General features: G+C 68.5%; 22 protein-coding genes and 1 pseudogene. 9 read left to right on the forward strand and 14 right to left on the reverse strand.

All coding sequences use genetic code 11. The annotated features are described in order from the left end of the window. Positions 1-134: 134 nt before the first annotated feature. Positions 135-749, reverse strand: coding sequence for a 3'-5' exonuclease (locus tag ACFHWU_RS00480; protein ID WP_416589555.1), 615 nt, complete (start codon positions 747-749; stop codon positions 135-137). Positions 750-1,146: 397 nt separating this feature from the next. Here ACFHWU_RS00480 and ACFHWU_RS00485 point away from each other — a divergent pair, with 397 nt between their 5' ends. From ACFHWU_RS00485 to ACFHWU_RS00495, 3 genes are read left to right on the forward strand one after another with little or no spacing between them, the layout of a single operon-like run. Continuing rightward, positions 1,147-1,407 (forward strand): hypothetical protein, encoded by a 261-nt coding sequence (locus ACFHWU_RS00485; protein WP_282231370.1) that lies wholly within the window; start codon positions 1,147-1,149, stop codon positions 1,405-1,407. 20 nt (positions 1,408-1,427) lie between these two features. Then, positions 1,428-2,066, forward strand: coding sequence for a hypothetical protein (locus tag ACFHWU_RS00490; protein ID WP_416589556.1), 639 nt, complete (start codon positions 1,428-1,430; stop codon positions 2,064-2,066). Continuing rightward, positions 2,063-2,752, forward strand: coding sequence for a hypothetical protein (locus ACFHWU_RS00495; protein ID WP_416589557.1), 690 nt, complete (start codon positions 2,063-2,065; stop codon positions 2,750-2,752). The genes ACFHWU_RS00490 and ACFHWU_RS00495 overlap by 4 nt, the downstream gene beginning before the upstream one ends. 148 nt (positions 2,753-2,900) lie before the next feature. Here ACFHWU_RS00495 and ACFHWU_RS00500 read toward each other — a convergent pair whose 3' ends face one another. Together ACFHWU_RS00500 and ACFHWU_RS00505 are read right to left on the reverse strand one after the other, a co-directional pair. Further along, positions 2,901-3,359 (reverse strand): hypothetical protein, encoded by a 459-nt coding sequence (locus ACFHWU_RS00500; RefSeq protein ID WP_416589558.1) that lies wholly within the window; start codon positions 3,357-3,359, stop codon positions 2,901-2,903. A gap of 441 nt (positions 3,360-3,800) precedes the next feature. Beyond that, on the reverse strand, positions 3,801-4,052 hold the full coding sequence (locus tag ACFHWU_RS00505; protein WP_416589559.1) for a winged helix-turn-helix domain-containing protein: 252 nt from the start codon (positions 4,050-4,052) through the stop codon (positions 3,801-3,803). A gap of 243 nt (positions 4,053-4,295) precedes the next feature. Between ACFHWU_RS00505 and ACFHWU_RS00510 the strand changes: the two genes are divergently transcribed. The 3 genes from ACFHWU_RS00510 to ACFHWU_RS00520 are packed head-to-tail and all read left to right on the forward strand — an operon-like array spanning position 4,296 to position 5,943. After that, positions 4,296-4,637, forward strand: coding sequence for a hypothetical protein (locus tag ACFHWU_RS00510; protein ID WP_416589560.1), 342 nt, complete (start codon positions 4,296-4,298; stop codon positions 4,635-4,637). Next, complete coding sequence (locus ACFHWU_RS00515) at positions 4,634-5,422, forward strand: hypothetical protein (RefSeq protein ID WP_416589561.1); 789 nt, start codon at positions 4,634-4,636, stop codon at positions 5,420-5,422. The genes ACFHWU_RS00510 and ACFHWU_RS00515 overlap by 4 nt, the downstream gene beginning before the upstream one ends. Further along, positions 5,419-5,943, forward strand: coding sequence for a hypothetical protein (locus ACFHWU_RS00520; protein WP_416589562.1), 525 nt, complete (start codon positions 5,419-5,421; stop codon positions 5,941-5,943). Before ACFHWU_RS00515 ends, ACFHWU_RS00520 begins: the two co-directional genes overlap by 4 nt. A gap of 740 nt (positions 5,944-6,683) precedes the next feature. Here ACFHWU_RS00520 and ACFHWU_RS00525 read toward each other — a convergent pair. Further along, on the reverse strand, positions 6,684-7,922 hold the full coding sequence (locus ACFHWU_RS00525; RefSeq protein ID WP_416589563.1) for a hypothetical protein: 1,239 nt from the start codon (positions 7,920-7,922) through the stop codon (positions 6,684-6,686). Next, complete coding sequence (locus tag ACFHWU_RS00530; RefSeq protein WP_416589700.1) at positions 7,919-8,581, reverse strand: ATP-binding cassette domain-containing protein; 663 nt, start codon at positions 8,579-8,581, stop codon at positions 7,919-7,921. Before ACFHWU_RS00530 ends, ACFHWU_RS00525 begins: the two co-directional genes overlap by 4 nt. A gap of 1,976 nt (positions 8,582-10,557) precedes the next feature. On the opposite strand from ACFHWU_RS00530, the gene ACFHWU_RS00535 reads away from it, so the two are divergent. Beyond that, positions 10,558-10,962: a hypothetical protein gene (locus ACFHWU_RS00535; protein WP_416589564.1), complete on the forward strand. Its 405-nt coding sequence runs from the start codon at positions 10,558-10,560 to the stop codon at positions 10,960-10,962. Here ACFHWU_RS00535 and ACFHWU_RS00540 read toward each other — a convergent pair. Further along, complete coding sequence (locus tag ACFHWU_RS00540; protein ID WP_416589565.1) at positions 10,889-11,527, reverse strand: TetR/AcrR family transcriptional regulator; 639 nt, start codon at positions 11,525-11,527, stop codon at positions 10,889-10,891. The genes ACFHWU_RS00535 and ACFHWU_RS00540 overlap by 74 nt on opposite strands. Then, on the reverse strand, positions 11,524-11,844 hold the full coding sequence (locus ACFHWU_RS00545; RefSeq protein ID WP_416589566.1) for a DMT family transporter: 321 nt from the start codon (positions 11,842-11,844) through the stop codon (positions 11,524-11,526). The genes ACFHWU_RS00540 and ACFHWU_RS00545 overlap by 4 nt, the downstream gene beginning before the upstream one ends. A 236-nt stretch (positions 11,845-12,080) precedes the next feature. Between ACFHWU_RS00545 and ACFHWU_RS00550 the strand changes: the two genes are divergently transcribed. Then, the gene (locus tag ACFHWU_RS00550) at positions 12,081-13,577 is read left to right on the forward strand and encodes a cellulose binding domain-containing protein (RefSeq protein ID WP_416589567.1); all 1,497 of its coding nucleotides are present in this window, start codon (positions 12,081-12,083) and stop codon (positions 13,575-13,577) included. A gap of 92 nt (positions 13,578-13,669) precedes the next feature. Here the strand turns inward: ACFHWU_RS00550 and ACFHWU_RS00555 are convergent, their stop codons facing one another. From ACFHWU_RS00555 to ACFHWU_RS00580, 6 genes and pseudogenes are all read right to left on the reverse strand, one after another. After that, positions 13,670-16,102, reverse strand: a complete 2,433-nt coding sequence (locus ACFHWU_RS00555) for an ATP-binding protein (protein ID WP_416589568.1) — start codon at positions 16,100-16,102, stop codon at positions 13,670-13,672. A gap of 61 nt (positions 16,103-16,163) precedes the next feature. Beyond that, positions 16,164-17,444 (reverse strand): annotated as a pseudogene (locus ACFHWU_RS00560) (ATP-dependent 6-phosphofructokinase). A gap of 76 nt (positions 17,445-17,520) precedes the next feature. Further along, the gene (locus ACFHWU_RS00565) at positions 17,521-18,075 is read right to left on the reverse strand and encodes a Uma2 family endonuclease (RefSeq protein ID WP_416551789.1); all 555 of its coding nucleotides are present in this window, start codon (positions 18,073-18,075) and stop codon (positions 17,521-17,523) included. Positions 18,076-18,319: 244 nt separating this feature from the next. After that, positions 18,320-19,291 (reverse strand): hypothetical protein, encoded by a 972-nt coding sequence (locus ACFHWU_RS00570; RefSeq protein ID WP_416589569.1) that lies wholly within the window; start codon positions 19,289-19,291, stop codon positions 18,320-18,322. Between the two features lie 5 nt (positions 19,292-19,296). Next, positions 19,297-21,870 carry an FtsK/SpoIIIE domain-containing protein gene (locus ACFHWU_RS00575; RefSeq protein WP_416551787.1) on the reverse strand — a complete coding sequence of 858 codons (2,574 nt, stop codon included), beginning with the start codon at positions 21,868-21,870 and terminating at the stop codon, positions 19,297-19,299. A 130-nt stretch (positions 21,871-22,000) separates the two neighbouring features. Next, positions 22,001-22,684 carry a S1 family peptidase gene (locus ACFHWU_RS00580; protein WP_416567965.1) on the reverse strand — a complete coding sequence of 228 codons (684 nt, stop codon included), beginning with the start codon at positions 22,682-22,684 and terminating at the stop codon, positions 22,001-22,003. A 246-nt stretch (positions 22,685-22,930) separates the two neighbouring features. Here ACFHWU_RS00580 and ACFHWU_RS00585 point away from each other — a divergent pair, with 246 nt between their 5' ends. After that, entirely contained in the window at positions 22,931-23,668 is a 738-nt protein-coding gene (locus ACFHWU_RS00585; protein WP_416551785.1) for a hypothetical protein, read from the forward strand. 75 nt (positions 23,669-23,743) lie between these two features. Here ACFHWU_RS00585 and ACFHWU_RS00590 read toward each other — a convergent pair whose 3' ends face one another. Then, positions 23,744-24,550, reverse strand: coding sequence for an SGNH/GDSL hydrolase family protein (locus tag ACFHWU_RS00590; RefSeq protein WP_416551784.1), 807 nt, complete (start codon positions 24,548-24,550; stop codon positions 23,744-23,746). Positions 24,551-24,585: the final 35 nt, after the last annotated feature.

A 24,585-nucleotide genomic window follows, 5' to 3' on the forward strand; every position in this document is an offset into this window, starting at 1 on the left:
CGGTGCCCGGGTGGCGGGGGTGCCGTCGTCGCCGCCGAGCTCGGCCGCCGAGCCGCAGTCGCTCACCGCAACCATCGGCCCCGACCAGCAGCAACTGCCAGTCGAGGCGACTATCGCATCAGCATCGACCCAGGTTACCGGTCCCCCTTGGCGGTCTGCGCTTCATGAGTCGCCAGCCATCCTTCGGTGCCTTTGCGCAGCCCGGCAGCTCTGGGCGCGACGATGCCGGTGCGGGGTAGCACCGGAATCGGTGCCGGTTGCGGCCCGATCCAGGAAAGCCGCTGCGGTGCCTCGTTGACGAACTTCGTCAGGGTCACGGCAAGTGCCCTTGCGTCGCCGAGCGCCGAGTGCACCGCGTCGAGCCACTCCCCCGTGACCAGGTGGTGGACGTACTCCAGCTTGTAGCCCCAACTGTCGATCTGGGTACGGGCGGTGACCAGCGAGCACAGCCCGGGTACATCACTGAGGTTGACGCCGAGCCGCCCGAACTCGGCGACCAGAAACTTTTCCTCGTGGTCGAGGTTGTGACTGACGTAGTACTCGTCGCTGTTGATCCGCATGCCCGGGTTGATCAGGGTCGAGTACTCGTCGAGGCCGACGCCGTCACCCCGCATCCGCACGATCGCCAGCTCGCAGACGCGGGACCCTCTGTTCGGGTTCAGCCCGGTGGTCTCCAGGTCGATGACGGCGTACGTCAGGGCACGCGGGTCGGCGCCACTTCGGCGAGTGAGTTCACCACGAGTGAACATAACTAACGACCTCCATCAAAATCATGTCGATAGCGCGTATCTCCGCGTGATACGCAGAGGACGGCGTTTCCGAGCCGACGCACGGCGATTCACAACCTCAGCCGACCGGCGAGCGGATCAGGTCCAAGGCGGTCGAAACACTTCTCTGTGGATCACTTCCACTGACTCAGACCGGCACCTTACGTCGCTCGCTGGATTCCGCGTCTGGTTCCACCGAAGGGTTCATGTTCACGGTCCAAGGTTCAGCCGGAGAAGTTCCTTCCACCGCCACGCGGGCTGTCCATCCGGCAAGATCGCCCCGAGGATCGTTCGCGAAGCCGACAGTAAGGCCGACGAGGACCTACTTCATCCGGTACGGTCGAAGCTACTGCGATTGTCCGATGGGGAGGATGTCGGCGTGAGTTCGGTTGAAGAGGTCAAGGCGGGCGTCGCCCGCTTCGGTGACGAGGTCGGCCAGCAGGTCGGCGCGATCCGGGCGAGCGCGGAAGCCCTCGACCGCAGTACGGCGGCGCTGCGCGGCATCACCAGCGGGTCCAGCCACTCGCAGGTGTCCGAGACGATCGCCAAGGTCGAGCAGGCGAAGCAGAAGCTGGCCGAGGCGGCTGCGCTGACGCAGAGCGCCATCGAGTCCAGCCGTGGCTACGCCGCGAGCTTCTGACCGGCTGGGAGGATCACCTGATGTCGACTGTGATCGTGCCCGCCGGGCTGAGCATGGGTCCCCGCTACCGGTACGTCCGCCCACCGGACCCGACACCGGAGTGCTACGAGGTGCACCTCGGTGACGACCTGGTCGAGCTGACCGAAACCGAGGCCGCCGTCTGGGCCGCCGCCTTCCTCTACCCGGACCAGCACGCGAAGCTCGCCGTCAACCGCGATTCCCTGGTACGCATGCTGGAGACCGCGCCGAAGCCGGAGCCGCAGGCCGCACGGTACGTCGACGACCTCATCGCCCGCGGCCTGCTCGTCGAGTTCGACCCCGACGGCGACCTGCAACCGGTCTTCAGCCGCCACAAGCTGCTCCCCCTCGCCCAGGGCCTCGGCTCCACCCCCGAAGCCCCCCACCAACACGCCATCGGAGTTGGCGATCAGCCGATCGTCGCACTACCTAACCACGTCTATGGCTTATGGTCATTTTCGTACCTTCTGCCGAACCTGTGGGAGGCGTGCGTCTACTACGCAGACGATTCCGAACACGTCGCGGACGGCGGCAGGCCACTTGGTGACTCCGGAAAGAGCATCGCCAAGGATCTTGCACAACACCTACCAGTATTACTGGCCTCAGCCTGCGCATTCCTTGACCCGTTGCCGGCGACATGAAATGGCGGAAAAGCCTCCAAGGCAAAGACGAGCCGGAGCGCCCATTCGCTCGACGCTGGGCCTACGAAACCCTGAAAGAGGCCGGCGGAGTGCTGCTCCAGAACTTGGGACTCCTTGCTGGCACCGTGGCGGGAGTCATCAGCAACAAGCTCGGGATGCCGGTGCATACTGCCGTGACGACAGGGCTGATTGTCGGCCAAGCGGCAGGGATGGCAGCGAAAGGATTCATCAACGCCCTTGTTGACGAAGTGAGGGAATCTGAGGCAAAGCCCGATGATTCAGAGAAGCCAAAAGCCGAGCCAGCAGTGCCGCATCAAGTGAAATCCACCCCGCCGACCACCCCAGGATTGCCCCAGCAGAGAAGACGGAGCCCCCTTGAAAGATTCGGACTAGGGTCGACAAGAGATGACAGTAACAGCCAAGTAGCTTCCAGCACTGGTTCCTATCTTCAGCAACTACGCCGGATCCTCGACGAGATCGAGACCCAGCAGGCCAAGCTGGCGAACGCGGCTAACGCGATGCGGGCCAGGCAGCTCCGCCTGGCCCAGTTGCTTGCCGGCGGGCGGCAGGACCGCACCCAGGAGATCTACACCTGGGCCGAGCTGTCCCGCTCCAACATCGAAGAAGCCGCTGTCCTCACTCACCAAGCCACGAGAAGCCTTGGCGCGTACATATCCAACTTGTAGGCTTGTATGGCTGAGAACTCGTCCGTACTGCTAGGTCAGCCCTCTTCACGAACGGCTAACGACCAAAACCAGCCGCCAGGGCGATTGATTCAGGACTGTCCGAAAGCTTTGCGCTGTGTCAGTTCGCGGAGTTTCCCTGACGGCCCACTCAAGAGGAAGGTATTAGTTGCTCCAGGTTCCGCCAGTCCTTGGCGGCCCAGTCCATCAACTGGCGCACACGCTCTTTCCCTTCGTTGACCACCACATCGACAAAGCACTCGCACTTCAACAGATCCCTGCCGTTGATCATGCAAACCGCGATGCCTGCGATCTGCATCCCTCTCGACACAGCCACTAGTTGCTGATCCCAGGGCAGGGGTATCCGCTTGGCGATCTCCTTGCCGAAAGCCCTGGCTACTCGAGGGGTGCTGAGCAACTCCAGCAAAAAGCCCACCAGATCCCCGATCAGACCGTGAAGCCAGTCCTTGCCGTCCAAAGCGGCGCGGGCAAGACGAGCAAGCCCTTTACAGTTCCGCCCTGACCAGTCATCGGTCAGTCGGACCCACACCTTGTCCCCCGCGTAGCTTGCCGCCTGAGCCACGGCAGCCTCGGCTGCTCCGAGCGTCACCGCCGCCTCGAAGTAGCCAACCGCCTCTGCAACGACGGCCTCCCGCTTTGCGGGTGAAGGCCGCCGCCTCGGTCGAGTCGACTCACTGGTCAGACGTGGTGAGCTTGCCGCTCGTCGAGTCCCCGGCGGTGTCTTTGACTTGGCCTTCTTGGAAGGATGCTTGGCGTACTCAGCCAAGCGTCCGCGCAGCGGTACTTCTGGTCGACCGACGTGCTGCGGACACCTCTGACCAGGACGGCTGACAAGGCGTTGGCAGGCACGCCCGTCCTCATCCCGTGGTCCCCGACATTTGATCCTCTGTTTACGCAGCCTCCGTGCCATAGCTGAACGTAAACAAACGAGCACAGAGGATGACAGTAGTCGATCCTGTCAGATTCGGGACACAGAAGCGGGGTATGGGCCGCCGCTGGCGCTCCCTGCGACGCGGGCAGGGAGCAGCCGTCACCCGTTCGGGTCGACGACAAACACGCCGACGCCCTGCACGCCCTCGATCAGCCCTTCGGTCCGCAGCTTGAAGATGGCTTGGCGCACGACGATCGCTGACACGTCGTGCTCCTTGCACAGCTGCACGGTGGACGGAAGCTTGTCGCCTGGTGCCAGCTCACCGGAGACGATCTGGCTCCGGAGGTGGTCGGCGATCTTCTCCCACTTGGGCTTGGCGGGCATGGGCGGCTCCCTGATCTGCGCACCCATTTGATCACGCGCCAGCTTTGTATGGCAAGAAATCGGCGCTCATGGGTTGCTTCGTATGGGCGCATATGTAAAGCTGTCTCCGCGCCGCTCCCTGGTCTGCAAACCGGAGTGGTTGCCCCGCAAGGAGCCCGGTCGGCCGACGTCGCCTGTCGGTCGGCCGGGTGCATCAACCTGCCCGCCACCTGTGACAACAGTCGCCCCAGCGGCGGGTGCCATCTCCACGCGTACGGGAGGCAACGTCCGGTGACACCCGACCCCCGCCCCACCCCGACCGTCCCACCACCACCCACCCGGCTGCGCCCGGCCGGCGACCAGCGATCCGCGACCTACTACACCCGGTACGCCCGCAGCCGCGTCGTCGAGGCGCAACGCACCATCGACCGTCACACCACCTCGGCGTACACCGGCTGTTGTCTCGGCTGTGGACGGCCCGGACCGTGCGCGGACCTGACCGAAGCCGAAGCGACGATGCACCGCTACCACCGACTGCCGTTCCGCCGGCCCGGCGCGACCCTGCTCGACCCCGGCCGGGTCGCCGACGCCCCGGACCGGCCCCGCTTCTCCTGGCTGAGCAGGTCGGCATGAGCGCCCGGGAGTACGCCGCCGACGCCGCGGCCCTGCAGGTCGCCGCCGACACGATCGGCGCGCTCCGGGCGGTCTGCCTGGCCCTGGAGACCGCCGTCACCCACGTCACCGAGCAGCTTGGCGACGCCCACACGCTCGCCCCGGACGCCCGGCTCACCGTCGACCGCTACGAGGAGGCCCTGCACCAGGCGTGGGAGGCGTACGGCGAAGTCTTCGACGCCGTCACCGTCGCCCGGCCGCAGCTGCCCGGCAGCCGCCCGGTCGGCGTCGCCAGCATCATGCGCGGCCTGCGGACCGCCCGCGAGCACGCCGGCCACGCCGCCGGCACCACCGGCGACGCCCGGCCCCGGGTGCTGGCCGCCGCCGACCGCCTGGCCCGCAGCGACGACCCGTACGCCCAGGCCGCCGCCGCCCGGCTGCGCACCGCCCTGGCCCGCCTCGACCAGCTCGACGGCAGCCTCGGCGTCGGCACCGGCGCCCTCGACCGCTACTTCAACGCCCTCGCCAACGGCTACGACCCGCCGCAGCAGCGGCTGCGCCGGCTCGCCGCGCGCCGACCGCTCACCAGCACCCCACCCACCACCACCGACGCCGACGGCGACCCGCCCGGCGACGGTGCCGACTCCGCCGGGCATCAGCCACCGACCGAGGTACGCGGCCTCGCCGCCCGTACCGCCGCGTCGCTGGTCGCCACCGGCCGCCACCACGTCAGGTTCCGCACCTTCTGGCAGCTCGTCCGCCACCACATCTGGGAAGACGCCTTCCACACCTGGAGGAGCCGGTGACCAACGCACCCACCGCCGCCCTGACCTACCTGGTCGCCGGACAGACCGGCGCACACGAACGCCAACTCGCCCGCTTCGACGACGACCAGTGGCAGGAATACCTCGACCTGCTCAGCGGACTGTTCGTGCTCACCGTGGACCGACGCTTCCGGCCCGGCGACCCGGCCGCGGTGATCCGCTTCGTCGCCAGCGTCCGGGAACGCTTCGACCCCGCCGGCACCGCCATCGACCCGACCGTGGCCGAAACCCTGATGTACGCCGCCCTCGGCCAACACGACACCCTGCCCACCACCGCCGAAACCATCACCGCACAGACACTGCTCGTCGTCGCCCTGGTCAACGACGAAGGACTCAGCCCGGCCGGCCTGGCCGACCTGATCGACGACACCACCACGATGATCGCCGCCGAGCCGGACGAGCTGGAGAAACCGCCGGACGCCATCGACCCCGCGCCCGCCGAGGAAGCCGATCTGCCGGTATCCGACACCACAGTAGACGACGACCGCGCAGCGCAGCAGTGACCCGAACGAGGCGTAGTGGGCGGCCGGGCGGCCGCCCACTACGCCTCGTTCGGCGGACATGAAGCAATCAGTTCGTCGTTGGCCAGATCTGCGAAACCTAACGGTGATCGGTCAGGTCCACCCACTCGTGATACGGACATGGCCCGTGCCCGCTAGGGAGTAGAGCACCACCGCAAGGACAAACCCGACAACTGATCCGGCGAGAGCGGCTGGACCGCCTTCCTCATTCAAGAAAAAGGCCCAGACAGGAAGACCTTCCGGGCGTCCACCGCCGAACAGGATGACGAAGAGTCCGACGAGGGCGGGTCCCACCCATGCACCAACCGCGCCTAGACACACGGTGCTCGCCAGACCCAACGCGCTGAATGCCAGGCAGTTGCGTGCCAGCCCGCTCGGGGTTGCGGACAAGCCGGTTACTCCCGGAAGGAGAGTAAGCAACCCGGTCAGTAGGAGGACAGTGGCCCAGGCGACCCGCGGAAGGACCATCGACCGGGCCGGAAGAATCCTGCGGTCCACCTGGCTGGCTGCTCCCAGGCCAACCGCCATACCCACGACGACCGGCACCAAGATCGGTACCGGAACCGGGACCACTAGGTCGACAACGAACCGGTTGAGAACCTGATCACGGAATGCCAGGCTCGACACACCTGCGACGATGAAGAGTGCCGCGGCCACTCGTGCATGGTGGACGGCGCACCATGCCCTTGGAACGTCAACGAGCGTACCGCGCAGGTGCCCCACTAGAGACTGCATTTCTGGAAGTTGACGAGCACCTCTCTTAGCTCGTTCGAGGACATCGGATCTACCTCGCCCCCCCATGGCCCTGATCCGGCCTGCCCGACTGCCGCCAAAACCAGGGTCTGTGCGGCTCGATGCAGATCCTCACCGAACTCCATCGAGGGAGGGACGTCCCCATACAGTGCCGGGCAGTGATGTGGCACCACCATCTCTATCGCAAGATCGTCGATTGACAGCTTGTCGCCGCTGAATGCGGCGACCGGGATTTGGAATCGACCATTCCCATCCTGGGCAGAGCCTTCCCCCGGGACGCGTTCCTGAACTTTCTCTGGAAGAAGATCACGAATGCCAAGACTGGCCGCTCCGGCGTAAAGCTCGCTGATTGCAGCTTCGGCTGAGGGGAGGAACCGCTCATGGTCTGGAAAAACACAGATCACCGGCTCTTGACCGGCACACGAGGATGGCGCCACAGCGACTCGATTGAAACGGTTCACCGAGGTCAGCGGTGTCAGCACGTAGGCGGCGATGACGGCAACCAGCAGCACCGCAGTGATCACGTGGGGTGGGCGGCGGATCCCCTTAATCACCCGCACCGGAAGTGCCAGTAGCACGCCGGTGAGCAGAATCAGCATGGCCACCTGATACAAAATCTGAACAACGTTGAACTGAAGGCCGAGAACCGAACTCGTTGCGCGGCCGAACAACAGTGGCGAAAAACGATCGGGCGATGTGCCGAACTGCCAGAACAGCAGCACGCTCAGCAGGACGGCGGCCGGAGCGCCTGCTACAGAGCCGAGGTATCGTCCGCAGGCCGAGCCGACGGCACCGTAGAAGGCGATCCCGCCTAACTGTGCGACCGCCGCGAGCAAACTCGGCCAAGGCGAGATTTCCGACTGCGGCCGGGAAATCATGAGGATCAAGCCGACTGCGACGAGGTGAGCGATCATTGTGGGTACCACGCCTGCGGCCCAGGTGAGGATGGACACACGGCTTCTTGGGCCAGGCTGGGCGGCGAGGTAGTCGACGCCCGACTTGGCGTAGCGGCCTGCGTCGACCGCCACCGCGCCGGCCAGCACCGGACCAACCAACACCAGCACAGTGCCGGCCCAGTCCACGGACCAGACCAGTTCACCGCGCCACGGCATACCCCGGTTGAAGACGTTGAACATTTCGACCGCGAGTAGCAGCAGGGCAACCTTCGGCGCCGAGTGCGTGCGGAAGAGAAAAGTCGTCAGTCTCACTCCTGCGCTCCCATGAGCGATCCGATCGCCTGCTCTAGGCCGTCCTCGCCAGGTTCGGGTCGGTGAGCTGACTCCTTGATACTGGAAACCGTGCCGTCAAAGATCAGTTTCCCGGACCGCAAGACGAGTACTCGGTCGGCCAGAGCACGGACGTCCTCGACAATATGCGTCGAGTAGACGACGACGCCATCTTCTGCGAGTTTTCGGACATGATCCCTGATGGCGAGGCGCTGGCCCGGGTCCAGGCCGACTGTCGGCTCGTCGAGGATCAGGAACTTCGGATCGTGAATGGTTGCCTGCGCGATACCCAAGCGCCGCAGCATGCCACCGGAGAGAGCGCCAATCCTGCGCTTTTCCTGATCCTTGAGGCCGGTGCGGGACAGCGCGTTCTCGATAACGAGCCGGCGACGAGTTGATGGCACCCGCCGAGACCATGCAACGTAGTAGAGAAAATCTAGACAGGTAGCTTTCCTTGGGGCGGAGAAGTCCTGCGGAAGAAATCCGGGAAGATGTTCTGATGTCGACAAATTTCTCTCGGATACGCGAACCCTACCAGTTGCCGGCATGTCGATACCTGACAGTATTCGCAGCAGCGTAGTCTTCCCCGAGCCATTGGATCCAATCAGGCAGGTGACACCCGAGCAGAGAGAAAGGTCCATTTTCTCCAGCCGGAAGCCGGAACTGTAAACCTGCGATATTCCTTCGACTGATACCTTGAGCAAGCTGATTCGCCAATCCGGGTTGAAGCGTTCCGGTCGAACCCGCCATGGATCAACCGGAACGCTCTACAAATCACGTGTAGCTATCACCGGCAGTGTAGTAATAGCCACTGCAGTCATCGGGCCAGTAGTTCACTTCTTCACAGGTCCTCAAATTTCCCCTCGCGAAGTCCGCAGTCCCGCTCACCGAGATGGAAGCCGAGGTGCTCACCCAACGATCCGAATTCGAATGCGCAGAGCCGGTAGGAAATCCGTATGTATGCCACTGCTGGCTGCAAGATATCCAAGCCGGCGCGATACAGATCCCAGAGTTTGTTTGCGTCCCAAGTTCGAAGTATATAGATGCACCGCCGACTCGATAGTCTCGGACGTAACCATTCGCAACTGACCGAAGATTGGTTCCCTGATAAGTCAGTCGCCAATTGCCGTACGCCGCACCCTGATCGACACCACCAACAGTGAGGACCCACGGGTTAGACTGGCCAGCCCAATTTCTAACGGTATTTAGCGCCGATGCCGGACCAGCCTGGAGTACCAGCATTGCCACCACGATGGACAGCACTGCAAATCGGTTGAAGCCGCGAGTTTTTTTTGAAGGCATGTCACCCCTAGGTTCTAAGTCCATCTGATATCTGACTAGAACTGACCCATGTGCGCGTTGCTAGAACAGTCATCAGGAGAAAATCGCTGGTCTTCACAGACCCTCACATTGGCGGCCTCGTAATCCAGATTCGGACTAATCGTAGTGTCGGCGTCCCAGAAGCGCCAGTAGTCTCCGTTCCACTTCGTACTTTCCTTGTAGGCGTAGCTCCAAGACCTTCCTGGGCAACTCCAGTTACAGCTCGAACCGTCGGTGCTTACGCGGTAGTAGATCGACTCTCCAGTTGCTTGATAATCGATGAGATAGCCGTCACCATTCGAAAGGCTTCCCTGCATCGACCATGACCCATACCCCGCCCCTTGAGCCACACTTCCCGAGTACACAGTGAGCGTACCCCAACTGTATGCCATCCCAGGATATGGCAATGCGAGAACTGCGATAACGCCAAGACTAAACGCAGCCAGGAGTCCACGGACAGAACGGCCAGAAAGGTATGCGATCCCCAATTTGCCTCCAATTCAATTGTGCCAGCTCTCGATTAGGCTACCAGCAAGATCATCGCAATCGGTGGCGAAACTTGGCCGGGCGCAGGCAAGTAGCAGACCGGAGACGTGGCACGTTTCAGCGTCCACGCAACAGCCGAACCATTCGGCAGGAATCTTACGAGACAATCACCTCCCGATCCGCACGAGTGACATGGACGGGGGTGGCGTTGAAACGCGATAGCGCCTGAGCATTTGCAACGCATTGGAAGTCGCTCCCGCCAATTACATGACATGAGACTATCTGACAGTGCAAGGAGACTCAAGCATCGAGGTCTAGGTTGGCCACAGACCGGCAACGACGACTGCAGGTCTCGGAGCGGCTAGCGCTGGCAACTTGTTTAGTGCGCGTCTGACAGAATCATTGCGATGTTGAAAACTGCGAGTCAGGACGCTGATAGGCGGCTTGGCGCGGCAGCCACCACCTGCGTTGTGACCAGCTCAGCGGCAGCCTCGGCGCATCGGCACCGGGGCCATCGACCGCTACTTCAACGCCCTCGCCAACGGCTACGACCCGCCGCAGCAGCGGCTACGCCGGCTCGCCGCACAACGCGCGCTCACCAGCACCCACCCGACGCCACCGCCGACACCGACGGCGATCCGCCCGGCGACGGTGCCAACTCCGCCGCACGGCAGCCACCGGCCGACGGACGCGGACTCGCGCCGCCCTGACCTACCTGGTCGCCGGGCAGACCGGCGCACACGAACGCCAACTCGCCCGCTTCGACGACGACCAGTGGCAGGAATACCTCGACCTGCTCAGCGGACTGTTCGTGCTCACCGTGGACCGACGCTTCCGGCCCGGCGACCCGGCCGCGGTGATCCGCTTCGTCGCCAGCGTCCGGGAACGCTTCGACCCCGCCGGCACCGCCATCGACCCGACCGTGGCCGAAACCCTGATGTACGCCGCCCTCGGCCAACACGACACCCTGCCCACCACCGCCGAAACCATCACCGCACAGACACTGCTCGTCGTCGCCCTGGTCAACGACGAAGGACTCAGCCCGGCCGGCTTGGCCGACCTGATCGACGACACCACCACGATGATCGCCGCCGAGCCGGACGACCGGCCGGCCGCCGTCACCCCGGACGGGTCGGCCGCTGTCACCTCGGACGGGCAGCCGGCCGACCACCAGCAGCCCGACGACCACGAGCAGCAGCCGGCTGATCCGACCTGACCAGAGCGGCGATCGACGACTCGACGGCAGCGGTGTCCAGCGGCTCACCGATGGCGAAGTGTTGCAGCAGGACACCGTCGACGAAGACGGCGACCGCGTACGCCGCACGGTCGCCGGTCAGCGGGGTCAGGATCTCGCAGAGACGGTCCCGCCAGGCGCGGGCCAGTGGCCGCAGCTCGGGGCTGCGGGCTGCGGCCAGGTACAGCTCCAGCTCGGTCAGCGCCCGGCCCTGGTCGGCCAGGTACTCGCCGATCAGCCCGGTGAGCCGGGCCGGCAGGTCGGTGCCGTCGCCGAGCTGATCGGCCCAGCGGCGTAGCTCGGCCTCGACGTCCGTCTGTGCCTGCCGCAGCCCGGCCACGACCAGATCGGCCAGGGTCGGAAAGTAGTAGGTCGTCGCCCCGAGCGGGACACCGGCGCGGGTGGCGACCGCCCGGTGCGTGGTCCGCCCGATCCCGACCTCGGCGACCACCTCCAGGGTGGCGGCGGCCAGCGCCCGGCGGCGGCCCTCCGGATCCCGGGGCCGCACCGGACGGCGGCTGGCCGCGCCACCCGGGTCGGCGGTCAATGGGCACCGCCCAGGTTGAGCACCACCACACCGGCGATGACCAGCCCGATCCCGGTCACCTTCGTCAGGGTCAATGGCTCACCCAGGAACGTCGCGCCGATCGCGGCGATGGCCGCCGTGCCGAGCCCGGCCCACAGCGCGTACGCGACACCGACCGGGATCGTCTTCACCGCCTGGGCGAGGCAGGCGAACGCGGTGACGTACGCCACGACCAGGGCGAGCGTCGGCCACAGCCGGGTGAACCCGTGGGTCGACTTGAGCAGGCTCGTCCCGATCACCTCGGCGGTGATCGCGGCGGCGAGGAACAGGTACGCCATGACCGTCTCCGTTCTTGTACACACGTACATGTACAAGCGTACAAGAAACGGGATGAGTCGGCAGCGGACATCCCCGGCCGACCACCGGATGAGCAGCTGCCGCACGGATCGGCCCGACCATGAGCCGGTACGCAACTACCGGCAGGACGCCCGGCAGGTCGACTCCTGCCGGGCGTCCTGCCTGTCACCCCACATCAGACGTTGCTTGACTGAGCGTCATGGCATCAGTTCGGAAAGTGACCACCCTTGCGGTGGTCGTCGCAGCGATGGTCGGCGCGACCACGCTCACCAGTCCCACCTCCGGCTACGCCGAGGCCCACCAGCCGGAGCCGGCCGGGACCACCGAGTCCATCCTCGACCTCATCCCGGCACCGACCCTGGACCGGATGGTCGCCCAGGCTCCACTGGTCGACGCGGCCAACGTCATCCGCACCGCGGTCGACCATGCGCCGGGCCGGGGCTACGCCGGCATCGGCCTGGTCGACGACCAGGTCACCCTGTGGTGGAAGGGAGAGCCGCCCGCCGACATCGCCGCGGCCGTCGCCGCCGCCCGCCGCACCGCGCCGGTCGAGGTGGCCGACGCCACCTACTCCCGCGCCGAACTGCGTACGGCAGCCGCCCGGATCGCCCCGGTGGTGGAGGCCGACCCGACCGACGCCAGCCACTCGGTCCGGCTGCGTACCGACGGCACCGGCATCGAGATCGGCGTCGACTACAGCTCGAGCACCGAGCTGCCGACGCTGCCGGAGACCGGTGTCCGTACCACCTTCGTCGAACGCGACCAGCTGGTCGAACGGTCGCGGACCGACGACGCCGCACCGTTCGACGGCGGGGCCGGCATCGGGCCCACCACGCCCTGGTGTACGGCCGGCTTCGGCGTACGTGACGCGGACACCACCGCCGGCTACATCCTCACCGCCGAACACTGCGGGTCGATCGGCTCGGCCTGGCACACCGGCTGGGACACCACCACCGGCACCGGCACGCTGATCGGCTACGCGGTCGACAGCAACGACGACCACGACACGATGATCATCTCGACGTCGGCACCCGGCGGCCACATCTACGTCGGCGGTCAGCACGACGAGGTCCGCGCCGAAGTGGTCGGCTGGACCGAGGTCTTCCCCGGTCAGCTGCTGTGCCAGTCCGGGTACACCTCGGCGGGAGTGCTCGGCGGACCCATCTGCAACCTGCGGGTCGACTACCACTACGACGACATCGAGGACCTCGTCGAGGCCACCCAGCTCGACGGCCACGACTCCGCCCGGGGCGGCGACAGCGGTGGCCCGGTCTACTTCGTCAACCCCGACGGCACCGTGCTCGCAGCCGGCACCACCACCCGGTCGGCCGGACCGGGCTTCGGGTTCCAGGACTTCGCCACCGCCCGCGACGACTACGGCAACCTCGTGCCGGCGACGGCGATCGCCAGCAGCTGCCGGGTCTCCTTTGTGGTCACCCAGTCGTGGGGCACCGGCTACACCGCCAGCGTGACCGTCTACAACGACGGCCCGGCCGTCAACGGCTGGTCGGTGGGCTGGACCTTCCCCGGCGGGCAGCTCCTGCGGGGTCACTGGAACGGCGTCTTCCAGCAGACCGGATCGGCGGTGACCGTCACCAACGAGAACCACAACGCCGCCATCCCGACCGGCGGTGCCGTCAACTTCGGCTACACCGCGGACGGCTCCCCCACCGTCCCGGCGCCGTTCACTCTCAACGGGACCACCTGCAACTGACCCTGTCCACCGACACCGGGTCCCGCCGAATCGCGGCGGGGCCCGGTCCCCTTCGCGGCGGATCAGCATCTCGGCGCGCATCAGAATCCCGGTCAGGACCCGGCCAGTTCGCGCCGCAGGGTGGCGCGCAGGGTCCGCACCTGCGGGGCGTCCAGTTCACCGCACCAGTCGAGCGCCCGCTGGCGCAGCAGGCGCGCGGCGGCCGGGTCCGACGCCGCGCCGGCCAGAGCGGCGAGCGCGGACAAGGTCTGCGCCTCCCACCACGGGCAGGACAGTGCCGCGTACAGGTCCAGCGCCGCCCGCAGCGCCTCGGCCGCCGCGTGGGCCTCGCCCAACGACGCGAGCGCGAGCCCGTACCGGTGCACGGCGTTGGCTTCGCTGAACGTCGCACCGCACCGGTGGAACACCCGCCGGGCGCGGGCGTACTGGTCGGCGGCCTCCCGCAGCCGGCCCATCCCGGCCAGATCCGCCCCGAGACTCACCATCGCGCCGGCCCGGGCCACCGCCGCGCCGGTACGGCTGAGACCACTGTTCCGTCGGTAGAACGCTAGCACCTCGCGGTGCAACTCGGCCGCTTCGGCGAACCGGCCGAGCGCAGCAAGCGCCCCCGCCTGCGCACTCGCCGCACTCTGCTCGCCGAGGGCGTACCCGATCTCGCGGAACAGACCGACCGCCCGGCGGCTGTGGTCGACGGCCGACCCGGCGCGGCCGGTGCGGACCAGGACCGCGGCGGTGTAGGTCAGTGCCCACGCCTGCTCCCGGCGGTCCCCGATCCGCCGGGCCAGGGCCAGCGCCCGGTCCAGAGTGGCCAGCCCGTCGACGTTGCGGTCCTGGCAGAAGTACTGGGCCCAACCCAGGAAGTTCAGCAGTACCGCCTCGTCGCGACAGCTGCCGACGGCCCGGGCCGCAGCGACCGCCAGCGAGAAGATCTCTTCCCAGGGGTGCAGGTGACTGTTGGCATCGGAGTACCAGTGCAACGCCCTGGCGAGCGCGATCACGTCGGCGTATCGCCCACACCGGGCGGCGTAGCGCAGCGCCGCCAGCCAGTTGCCGGATTCCCGGTCCAGCCAGTACGCCGCCGCCTGATCGTCGTCGAACGGGGAATCGGCCCGACCGGCGTCCGGTTCGAACATCACCCCGGCCTGCCGGGTACGCAGCAGCAGCCAGCCGACCATCCGATCGTGCGCCTCCGTCCGCCGGTCCTGCTGTTCCTCGACGTCGAGGCGTTCCCGGGCGTAGAGCCGAACCAGGTCGTGGAACTGGTACCGGTCGCCCAGGGTCAGCAGGAGACCCGCCTCGACCAGCTCCTCCAGGGCCACCGCCGCGGTCTCCTCGTCGATGCCGGCCACGACGGCGGCCAGTGCGGGTGCGAAATCGGTGCCGGGGATCAGCGCGGCCCGCCGGAACACTCGCGCGGTGACCGGGTCCAGTTGCCGGTACGAGACCTCGAACGCCGACCGTACGCCCAGGTCCCCGGCGGTCAGTACGGTCAGCCTTCGATGTTCGTCGCGGAGCAGGTCCACCAGCCACGCTACTGACCATTGTGGCCGGCTGGCTAGCCGGTTGCCGGCGATCCGCACGGCCAGCGGCAGCTGTCCGCAGAGTGTGACGAGTTGATCGGCGGCGGCCGGCTCAGCAGCGATCCGGTCGGCACCGACGATCGCCGCGAGCAGCGCTCGACCGGCCGCCGGGGCGAGCAGGTCGAGCGGCTGGCGGACCGCGCCGGCCAGGCCGGCCAGCGGACGCCGGCAGGTCACCAGCGCCAGGCATCCCCGCCCGGCCGGCAGCAGCGCACGTACCTGTGCCTCGTTCGCGGCGTTGTCCAGGACCACCAGCAGCGGCCGGTCCCGGGTCAGGGTGCGGAACAGGCCGCCCCGCTCGGCCGGCGACACCGGCACCCTGCTGTCCGGCACCCCGAGCGACCGCAGCAGCCCGGCCAGCGCCTCGGCCGGGTCGAGCGGTCCGTCCGGCGAGGCGCCCTGCAGGTCGACGAAGAGCTGTCCGCCGGCAAACGCCCAGCTGAGTCGATGTCCGGCCGCGACCGCGAGGCTGGTCTTGCCGATCCCCGGCGGACCGTGCAGCACCACCACCGAGGATGTGTCCGGCCGGCCGGCGGCGACCTCGGCGGCGAGAGTCGACAGCCGTTGCAGGATCTCCGCCCGGCCGGCCAGGTCCGGGACGGCGGACGGCAGTTCCCCGGGTACGACCACCGCCGGGCCGTCGTGCGGCACCGTGCCGCTGTTGTACTGCCCGTGCGGCACCGTGCCGCTGTCGCGCGGCTGCCGCTCGGCCCGGGCCAGGGCGACGAAGCAGTCGCGGTCCGCCCCGGCCAGCCGCAGGGCATCGGCGAGCAGCACCACCGTCCGTCGTTGCGGGCTGCGCACCCGGCCGCGCTCCATTTCCCGGATGCTGCGGACGCTGGAACCCGCCGCCTCGGCAAGCTCCTCCTGGGTCAGCCTCCGCTGCAGGCGGAGGGCCCGGAGCAGATCCCCGAACTGGTCATGCTGCACCTGACCGGTAGCCATGGCTTCCCCAACCACCCAACGCCCTGGCGCACATGACGTGCGTGCCGCCACCTCTAGGTAACTAGAATCGGCGACAATAGGCACAGAGTGTGATCGCAGTCGTGACAAAACAGTGACGAGTCGCCGGAACCCGGCCCGCGCCGGCATGGACTCCCAGCCGCTCGATCAGGCGATCGACGGCGGCTAACCGGTGGCCTCCAGGACCGACAGCCACAGGTCGCCGTGCGGGTCGACCTGGCACGCCACGGATCGTGCAACTCGGATCGATGTACTTCACACTCGACTCGTGCCCGGCAGCGGCGAGGTTCTCGACGATCCGCCGCCGCAGGTAGCGGCCGAAATCGTGCAGCCGCAGATTGCCGGAGGCGTCGTGGCCGGCGGGTTCGCCAGCCAGATGCTCCTGGCCGGCGCCCTCGGCGGCGACGACCGTCGTGTGCCCCCGCTCGGCGACCCGGCGACGCAGGTGCGCCAGGAAGCCACCCGGGCCGTCCAGGGCGAACGGAGCCTCGGGCACCAGGACGAAATCGGCGTCGTGGGTGGCCAGGGCCGCGTAACAGGCGATGAAGCCGCTGTGCCGGCCCATCAGCTGCACGAGCCCGATCCCGCCGGGGAACGCGGTGGCCTCCACATGGGCGACCCGGATCACCTCGGTGGCGTGCGCGACCGCCGTCTGAAAACCAAAGCTCTATTCGATGTACGGGATGTCGTTGTCGATCGTCCTCGGCACCCCGACGACGGCAACCGGTCGACCCCGCCGGGCGAGCACCTCGGTGATCCGCGACGCACCCCGCATCGAACCGTCACCACCGATCACGAACAGGATGTCGATGCCGAGCTCGTCGAGGGTGTCGGCAATCTCCTCCGGATCCTGGTTGCCCCGCGACGTACCGAGGATCGTGCCGCCGTACTCGTCGATCCGGTCGACGACCGCCGGCGTCAACGGGACCGGGTCGTGGCCGTGCCGGGCGACCAGCCCTTGATAGCCGTTGCGGAAACCGACGATCTGGCGCACCCCGTAGCCGGTGGTCAGCTCCAGCACCAGAGCCCGGATCACATTGTTCAGGCCGGGACAGAGCCCGCCGCAGGTGACGATCCCGACCCGGGTGCGGGCCGGCTCGAAGAAGATCTTCTGTCGCGGTCCGCCCGGTTCGAGGCTGGGTAGCTCGTCGATGGGCAGACCCCGGCCGGTGAGCATCCCGACGGTGTCGTCGAGCAGCACCCGGTCGGGCTCGTCGACGTAGTGCCAGCTGGTGTTGCGCCCGAGCAGCAGTCGGGCCAGCGGCGAGTCGAACAGGCACCCGCCCAGCGTCCGGATCTCCAGTCGCACCGGCTCGTCGGCCATCCACCCATGGTCCCGCCGTAGTTTTCAGCAGCGTTACCGAACGGCACCCTTGGCCGGTCGCACCACCGCGATCCGCTCAGCTGACGGGCGGGGCGATCAGGTCATCGACGGCGAGCTCGATGCCGGCGTACGGGACCGGGATGCGCTCCCCGGGAAGGTACTCGACCCGTGTCCGGTAACCGGACGAGATCGGCCCGGTGTGCTCGTAGATCGCCCGCTGGGTGACGACCCAGTACACCGGGTAGCCCGCCTGGCCGTACAGCCTGGTCTTGACGTTGAGGTCCTGAATCATCGTCTCGTCGGCGACCTCGACCACGAGCAGCACATCGGCGGCGTCCCAGACCGACAACCGCGACCCGACCATCCCGATCGGACCAGCGTCGACGCGACGTACCCAGCAGTCCGGGTCGGGAAGCGACTCCCCGGTCGGCAGGGTCGCAGTCGTCACCCGCACCCCGTCTCGCGGCAGCATCGTCAGCAGCTGACCGACCGTGTCACCGTGCCATGATCCGATCACCACGGGCCAGATGTCTCCTTCGACGAGCTCCACCCGGTGGTCGAACGCCCCCGCTTCCGAGGCGCGCAGAAACTCGCTCTGGCTCCATCGGTAGGCGAGCACGGGCTCGGTCATGGTCCCGATCCTACCAACCGCCCGAGGACACTGACCGGTGCAGCGCGTCGCGGTTGCGCCTGTCAGCTCGACAGCCGACTCGCCAGCGCCGTCGGCCCCTCCCCCCAAATTGATGTCACAGTCAGCACTTCCGATTCATTGGCTATTGCCATTGCAGGCTGACCACAAGGCTCTGGATGTTCGACATTTATCCAAAACCTCGGAGACGGTGGTGCAAATAGTGCAGGCCCAAGACCGAATCGCCTCAGAACTCGTCGAGCTGGAGGAAGACCAGCAGCAGGAGCATCGAGGCGGCGGCACCGGCGAAGCTGATCAGGAACCCCAGCTTCGGGAACCGAGAGCCGCCGTCGGTCTCCAACCGGGACCGCCCCCACTTGCTGATCACGAAGTACGCGGCGAAGAAGCCGGTCGCCGGGAAGCCGGCGCAGGACCAGATCCACTTGGTGCTGTAGTCGACGCCGGCGGTCACCGGGTTCAGGAAGAACCCGAACTGCAGGACTGCGACGGCGGCGGCGAACCCCAGGTAGACGGTGACCGCCCGGGCCAGCGGTGACCAGCCGGGCAACAGCGGCGGGCGGCCGGCGGCCCGCTCCGCCTCGGTGGCGGCGGCGTCGGCCTCGTCGAGCTGGCGGCGGGCCGCCTCCAGCTCCTGCTCCGGATCCGGTGGGAACCCGCCAGCCGCCGCCGGATCGCCGGAGACCGGCGCGGCCGAGACCGAGCCGGACGCGCCCGCGCCGCCGCCGTACGGCTGCACCGACCCGGCGGCAGGGGAAAGCGGCCCGGAAGCCCCAGTCGGCAGCGGCACCGGCTGTTCGCCGGTGGCCAGCTCGGGGCGGCGCGGCGGTGGCGGAAGCCCGACCGGCCCCGGCATCGCCTGACCTGGCATCGCCCGGCCCGGTGGGGGCGGTGGCGGCGGTGGCCACGGGACGCCGGCCGGCGAGGCGTCGTACCCGCCGGACTGTTGCTGGCCCGACGCGCTGCCGGCGGCCGGGGTCGCCGCGATCGGCGGCGGCGCGGGCGGTGCCGGCATACCGGCGGCCTGGGCAATCGCCGCCAGCCGCTGCCACTGGGCATACAGCCGCTGGCCGAGCTGGTCGGCGTAGCCGGTGAGCCGCTGCCGGCGCGTCTGGTGCTGCGCCGCACCGGCCTGGCCGGTGCGGTGCAGGTCGTGCAGGTGCCGGGCCAGGGCGGCGTACTCGTCGAAGTCGCTGCTCACCGCGCTCAGCCCTCCTCGTCCAGCTCGCGGCCGGGCAACGCGAACGGCACGATCAGCCGGGTCCGCTGGTCGTGCCGGTCGATCAGCAGCGCCCGGTTCGGCCGCGGCCGGTACGCCAGGTCGTGGGTGCCCAGGTAGGAGCCCAGCTCACCGCCGGGCACGTTCATCGCCACCAGGCAGGCCAGGTCGTCGCGGTTGTGCGAGCCGCCCAGGTCGTCGGCGAGCCGGCGCAGCCCGCGCCACCACCCCAACAGGTGTACGCCGTGGCCGGGACCCTGACGCAGCACCACCTGCAGGTCGTCCAGCCCGGACCGGAACATGTCGTCCTTCGCGCCGAGCACCCCGGCGGCGGCGTCCATGCCGAACACCACCAGGTACGTCCGGCCGCCGTCGGCCGACGCGGCGGTGTCCGGGTTGGCCAGTCGGCGCAGCTCCTCGCGCAGCTCGGCGGCGGTCAGCCGGGTGATCGAGTGCCCGAGGGCGTGCAGCGCCTCAGCGGTTTCATCGGCGACCTCATCGGCGGAGGCGACCAGCGGGGCGAACAGGAACCGGGGGTGGCCGGCCGGCTCCTGCCGGGCCAGGCTGACCGTGGCGGCGTGCAGCACGTCGGCGGCGTGGCCGGTGGTGCCGACCACCGCGATGTGCCGGCCCGGGGTGGCGTCCAGCGGGAACACCGCCGACGTCAGGTCCACGTCGACCTGCCGGCCGACCAGGGCGAGGGGGCGCCGCCCGCCGGGGGCCAGTGAGCGGTACGTCGGGTCGCCGTCGAGGTGCGCCGCCTCGTACCCCTTGAAGATCGCCGGTGGCCGGGAGCCGGCGGCGCGGGCCTGCCACAGCTCGTGGCGCAGCGCGGCGATCCGCCGGGCCCCGCCGTGCGCGTCCGGGAACCGGACGACCGTGTTGGCGCCGGCGATGCCGGCCGAGGCGTTGACGATCGCCTGCCCGACCGGCAGCCCACCGGCGGTGTGGTTGAGCGGATCGAGGACGCCGTTGCCGCCGGGCAGCGCCACCCGCAGCGGGAACTGGCCGAAGATCGAGTCGGTCTTGCCGTACAGGGCTTCGATTCCGGACATGCTCTGGCTGGCCAGCACCAGGTGTACGCCGTACGACCGGCCTTTGCGGGCCAGCTCCTCCAGCAGGGCGGCGGCCTCTCGGGCGACCGAGTCGTTGCCGTCGAACAGCACGTGGAACTCGTCGATCACGGCGACGGTACGCGGCGTCGGGGCACCGTCGCGGGGCAGGTCGGCCAGTTTCGTCACGCCGTGGCGTTTCATCGCCGCCGCCCGCCGGTTCAGCTCGCGGCGCAGTTCGCGCAGCACGGCGACGCCGTACTCCCGGTCGGATTCGATGCCGACGGCGCGGGCGTGCGGGATCCACGACGGGTCGCGGCCGGTCGGCACGAACTCGGTGAAGCTGACGCCTTCCTTGAAGTCGAGCAGGTAGAGCGCCAGCTCGTCGGGTGGGTAGCGGGCGGCCAGGCCGTACAGCAGGTCGAGTAGGAAGACGGTCTTGCCGGAGCCGGTGCGCCCACCGACCAGCCAGTGCGGGGTGACGTCGTCGAAGGCGAGGATCGCCGGCTCCCGGCCGGCGCGGCCGACGACGGTGTGCAGGCCGGTGCCGGCGGTCTCGGTCCAGACCCGGGGCGGCAGCAGGTCGGCGAAGTCGAGTGCGGAGCCGCGCCGGTGAATCTCGCCGAGCCGGTCGGCGAGGGCCTGCACGACCCGGGCCGGCGGGTCGCCGTCGAGGGCGACCGGTGCGGCCAGCCCGCTGCCGTCGGAGCTGAACGGCTGGCCGGGCGGGTCGCCGACCCAGCCCCGGTTGCCGTCGAGTCGCAGCTGGGTGGTCGGGCCGAGCGTCGGCGGCTGCGCTCCGGTGCCGGTCGGCGGGTAGCCGGCGACGATCACGCAGACCCGGGCGGTGGTGCCGGCGTGGGTGAGCGCGGCGAGGCGCATCAGTTCGGCGCGGCTGTCCGGCAGCGCCGCCGCGACCACCACCAGCAGCTCCCCCGGCTGCCCGCCGGTGCGGGCCTGGGCGGCGCGTACGTGCTGGTCGGCGTCGTCGAGGCGTTCCTTGGCTTCGGCGTCGGTGGCGGCCGGTGCCGTCAGCACACCGGCTTCGACCAGCGGGCGCAGCGGCAGGAAGGTGGCTCCCATCGAGGTGGTGTCCAGCGCGGTCACCCGTACCGTGCCGGGTTGGGCGGCGGCGAGCAGCCGAACGACGAGGCTGCGCAGCAGGGCGGCGATCCGTGGCTGCCGGGCGTCGGCGTCGATGGCCAGGTGGGTGCCGGCGCCGAGCGGCACCAGCGCGGGGAACTCGACCGGGTCGCCGGTGCCGGCCAGCCCGACCGGGCGGGCCATGCCGACCCGCACCGGTGCCGGGCCGGCGGACAGGTCCTGGGTGGCGCTGGTCGCGCCGGTGGTGAGGGTTTCGCCGACGTGGCGCAGCCGTTCGGTGACGTCGCCGAGGTCCGGCGGCGGTGGTGCCGGGCCGTCCGCTATAGCCGATCGTGCGGTGGTCAGGTGGGTCACGGCCTGCCGGTGGGCGGCGACCGCCCGACGGTACGCGGCACCGAAGCTCATCCCACCCCCACCTGCCACTCGGGTAGCCACCGGAACACTATCCGAATCGGGCGGGCGCTGTTAACCCGGCTGCCGGGCCGGCGGCGGTCGCCGGCCGGGCAGCCGGGTCAGGACGGTCAGGTGCCGACGGTCAGACGCCGGTGATCGAGGTGATCCAGTCGCGGCTGGCAGCGACCGAGGCGTAGTTCTGCGAGGTCGACCCGTTGGAGTTCGAGCAGACACCCACCTGTTGTCCGTTGTAGAACTGCGGGCCGCCCGAGTCGCCCTGCCAGGCGATGCCGGTCACCGGGGAGCTGCGCAGCGCCGGTCCCTCGTACGCGTCCCGGCCCCGCACCGACACCACCTGCACCGAGGCTGTCTTGAGCTGTGGTGACAGGTGACAGTTGAGACAGGTACGGCCCCAGCCGTAGATGGTGTTGGTCGAGCCGACCGGCGGGTTGCTGGCGGCGAGCGTGACATACGTGGTCACGATCGGTGTGCTGAGATACAGCAGCCCGATGTCGTATAGGTATCCGTATTGGGAGTAGGTCGCGCTGACCGCACTCACCTGGCCGCCGGTGGCGTGATGGACACTGCCGACCCGGACCGACATCGAGCCGCCGATGCAGTGCTCCGCGGTGAGCACCCAGCGGGAGGCGATGATCGAGCCGGAGCATCTGAACGAGCCGTCGCTGTAGACAGCGGCTACCCAGGGCGCTGATGAAACGGTGTCGCCGCCGATGATCTGCTGCGGTGCGGCAGCGGATGTCGACGGAGTCATGACAGCGCCGGCGAGTGCCGTCACGACCGCAATCAATAGTTGGCGGAGACGCAAGATGGTGCTCCTCACCGAGCGAACGCCCAGCCCTGGCGTCGCCCTCATCGAAGGTCCCCGGCGTCGATCTTATCGCTGAGGATATCGACACACAATACGCATTCGCCTGCATAATTAGCAGCGCGGTCGGCCCGGTGCCGGACGGCCTGGTCGGCACTCGGAGCGGCCGGTAGTGCCAGCACCGAGCCCGATAAGCCCCTAGTATCCGTAATCGGAGTGTCCCGACGACCGTCGGAAGTGCGATCGATGCGACCTGGCGACAACGACGGCACCGACGACGGCCGCGAGACCAGACACGGCACCCGCGACGGTACCGAGCGCGACGAGACGTTGCGCCGGTTCGCCGACCGCCTCGACAAGCCGCTCGGCGTCCTCGGTGTGCTGTTCCTGCTCCTGGTGATCGGACAGTTCGTCACCACCCATCCGCCGACGGCCGCCGTTCTGGGCGCGGCCAGCTGGGTGCTGTGGGTGGTCTTCGTCGCCGAGTTCTCGCTGCGGGCCTGGCTGGGCCGGCACCACCCGGGCCGGTTCTGGCGGCGCAACTGGTGGCAGCTGCTCTTCCTGGCCGTACCGGTGCTGCGGTTCGCCCGGGTGGCGTTGGCCTTACGGACGGCCCGCGCCGGTGCGGCCATTTCCGCCGCCGTACGCGGTTCGCGCTCCGCCGGTCGGCTACTCACCGACCGTCTAGCCTGGCTCTTCGCGGTGACGGTGAGCCTCATCCTCGCCGCCGGCCAACTGCTGGTGGTCTCCGGCTCGTATCCGAGCTACGCGCAGGCGCTGCACGACGTCACGCTCACCACGATCACCGGTCAGCGGATGGCCGCGCGGGACCCGTTCGCCCAAGGTCTGGAGCTTGTTCTGGCCGCGTACTCGGTCGTCGTCTTCGGCACCCTGGCCGGCGCGCTCGGCGCCTACTTCCTCAGCAACCGGCCAGCTCCCAGCGATGACGACCGGGACCGGGACCGGGATCAGGCAACTACCTGACGGACGGTCCGGTCCCCGTGGTGCGGGCGGGGACCGGACCGCCAGGTACTTGGCTCCGTTCGGTACGTGAAACTGTCAGCCGGTGACCGTGTTGAGCGCGGCCAGATACCCGTCGCGGTAGCCGGCGGCGTTCGGGTGGTACGCGGCGATCAACGCGGAGAAGTCGTTGATCCATGGGCTGCCAGCACATACGCCGTGCCCGGCGAACTGCGGCCGGGTGTCCACGAAGGTGGCCCCGGCAGCCGACGCGCGGGCGGCAGTAACGTCGGCCAGCAGGTCCGCCGCGTCGTTGATGATGGACCGCTTGGTCAGGCTCATACCGAACAGACCGCAGTAGCGGACCTCGTCGAACAGGCGCGGGTAGCCGAGCACGATCAGCTGCGCGTGCGGTGCCCGCTGCCGGATCGCGGCGTAGGTGGCGTCGAGCCGGCCGGGCAGTTCGGTGGTGGCGAACCGTTCGGCCCGGTCGACCGCGCTGGCGCAGGAGGACTCGCTGCCCAGCCGGCAGCTGAGCACGACATCGGCGAATCCGGCGTCGTTGCCACCGATGGTGATGGTGACCATCGTGGTGCCGGCGTCAAGCGCGGACACCTGGTTGTCGAGCACGTCGTCAGTGACCGCACCGCCGCAGGCGACGAAGCGGAAGCTGGCCGGGGAGTTGGCGGCCGCCCACAGCGGCGCGTACGAGCGGTCGCTGCGCAGGCAGGTCGTCTCGTAGGGGCCAGCGCCAACGCCGGACGAGAACGAGTCGCCGAGGGCGACGTAGTGAACGGCGGCGGGTGCGGCGGATGCCGGGGCGGTGGCCGCGACGACGCCGACGCCGGTGGCGCCAAGGGTGACGGCCAGCGCGACGGCGGCGCGGGCCAGGGGACGAAGGAGCATGGACGGACCTCACAAGGATGGGGGGATCCTCGTGG

Source organism: Micromonospora sp. LOL_015 (assembly GCF_048060275.1).
In the GTDB taxonomy this organism is placed as follows: domain Bacteria; phylum Actinomycetota; class Actinomycetes; order Mycobacteriales; family Micromonosporaceae; genus Micromonospora_E.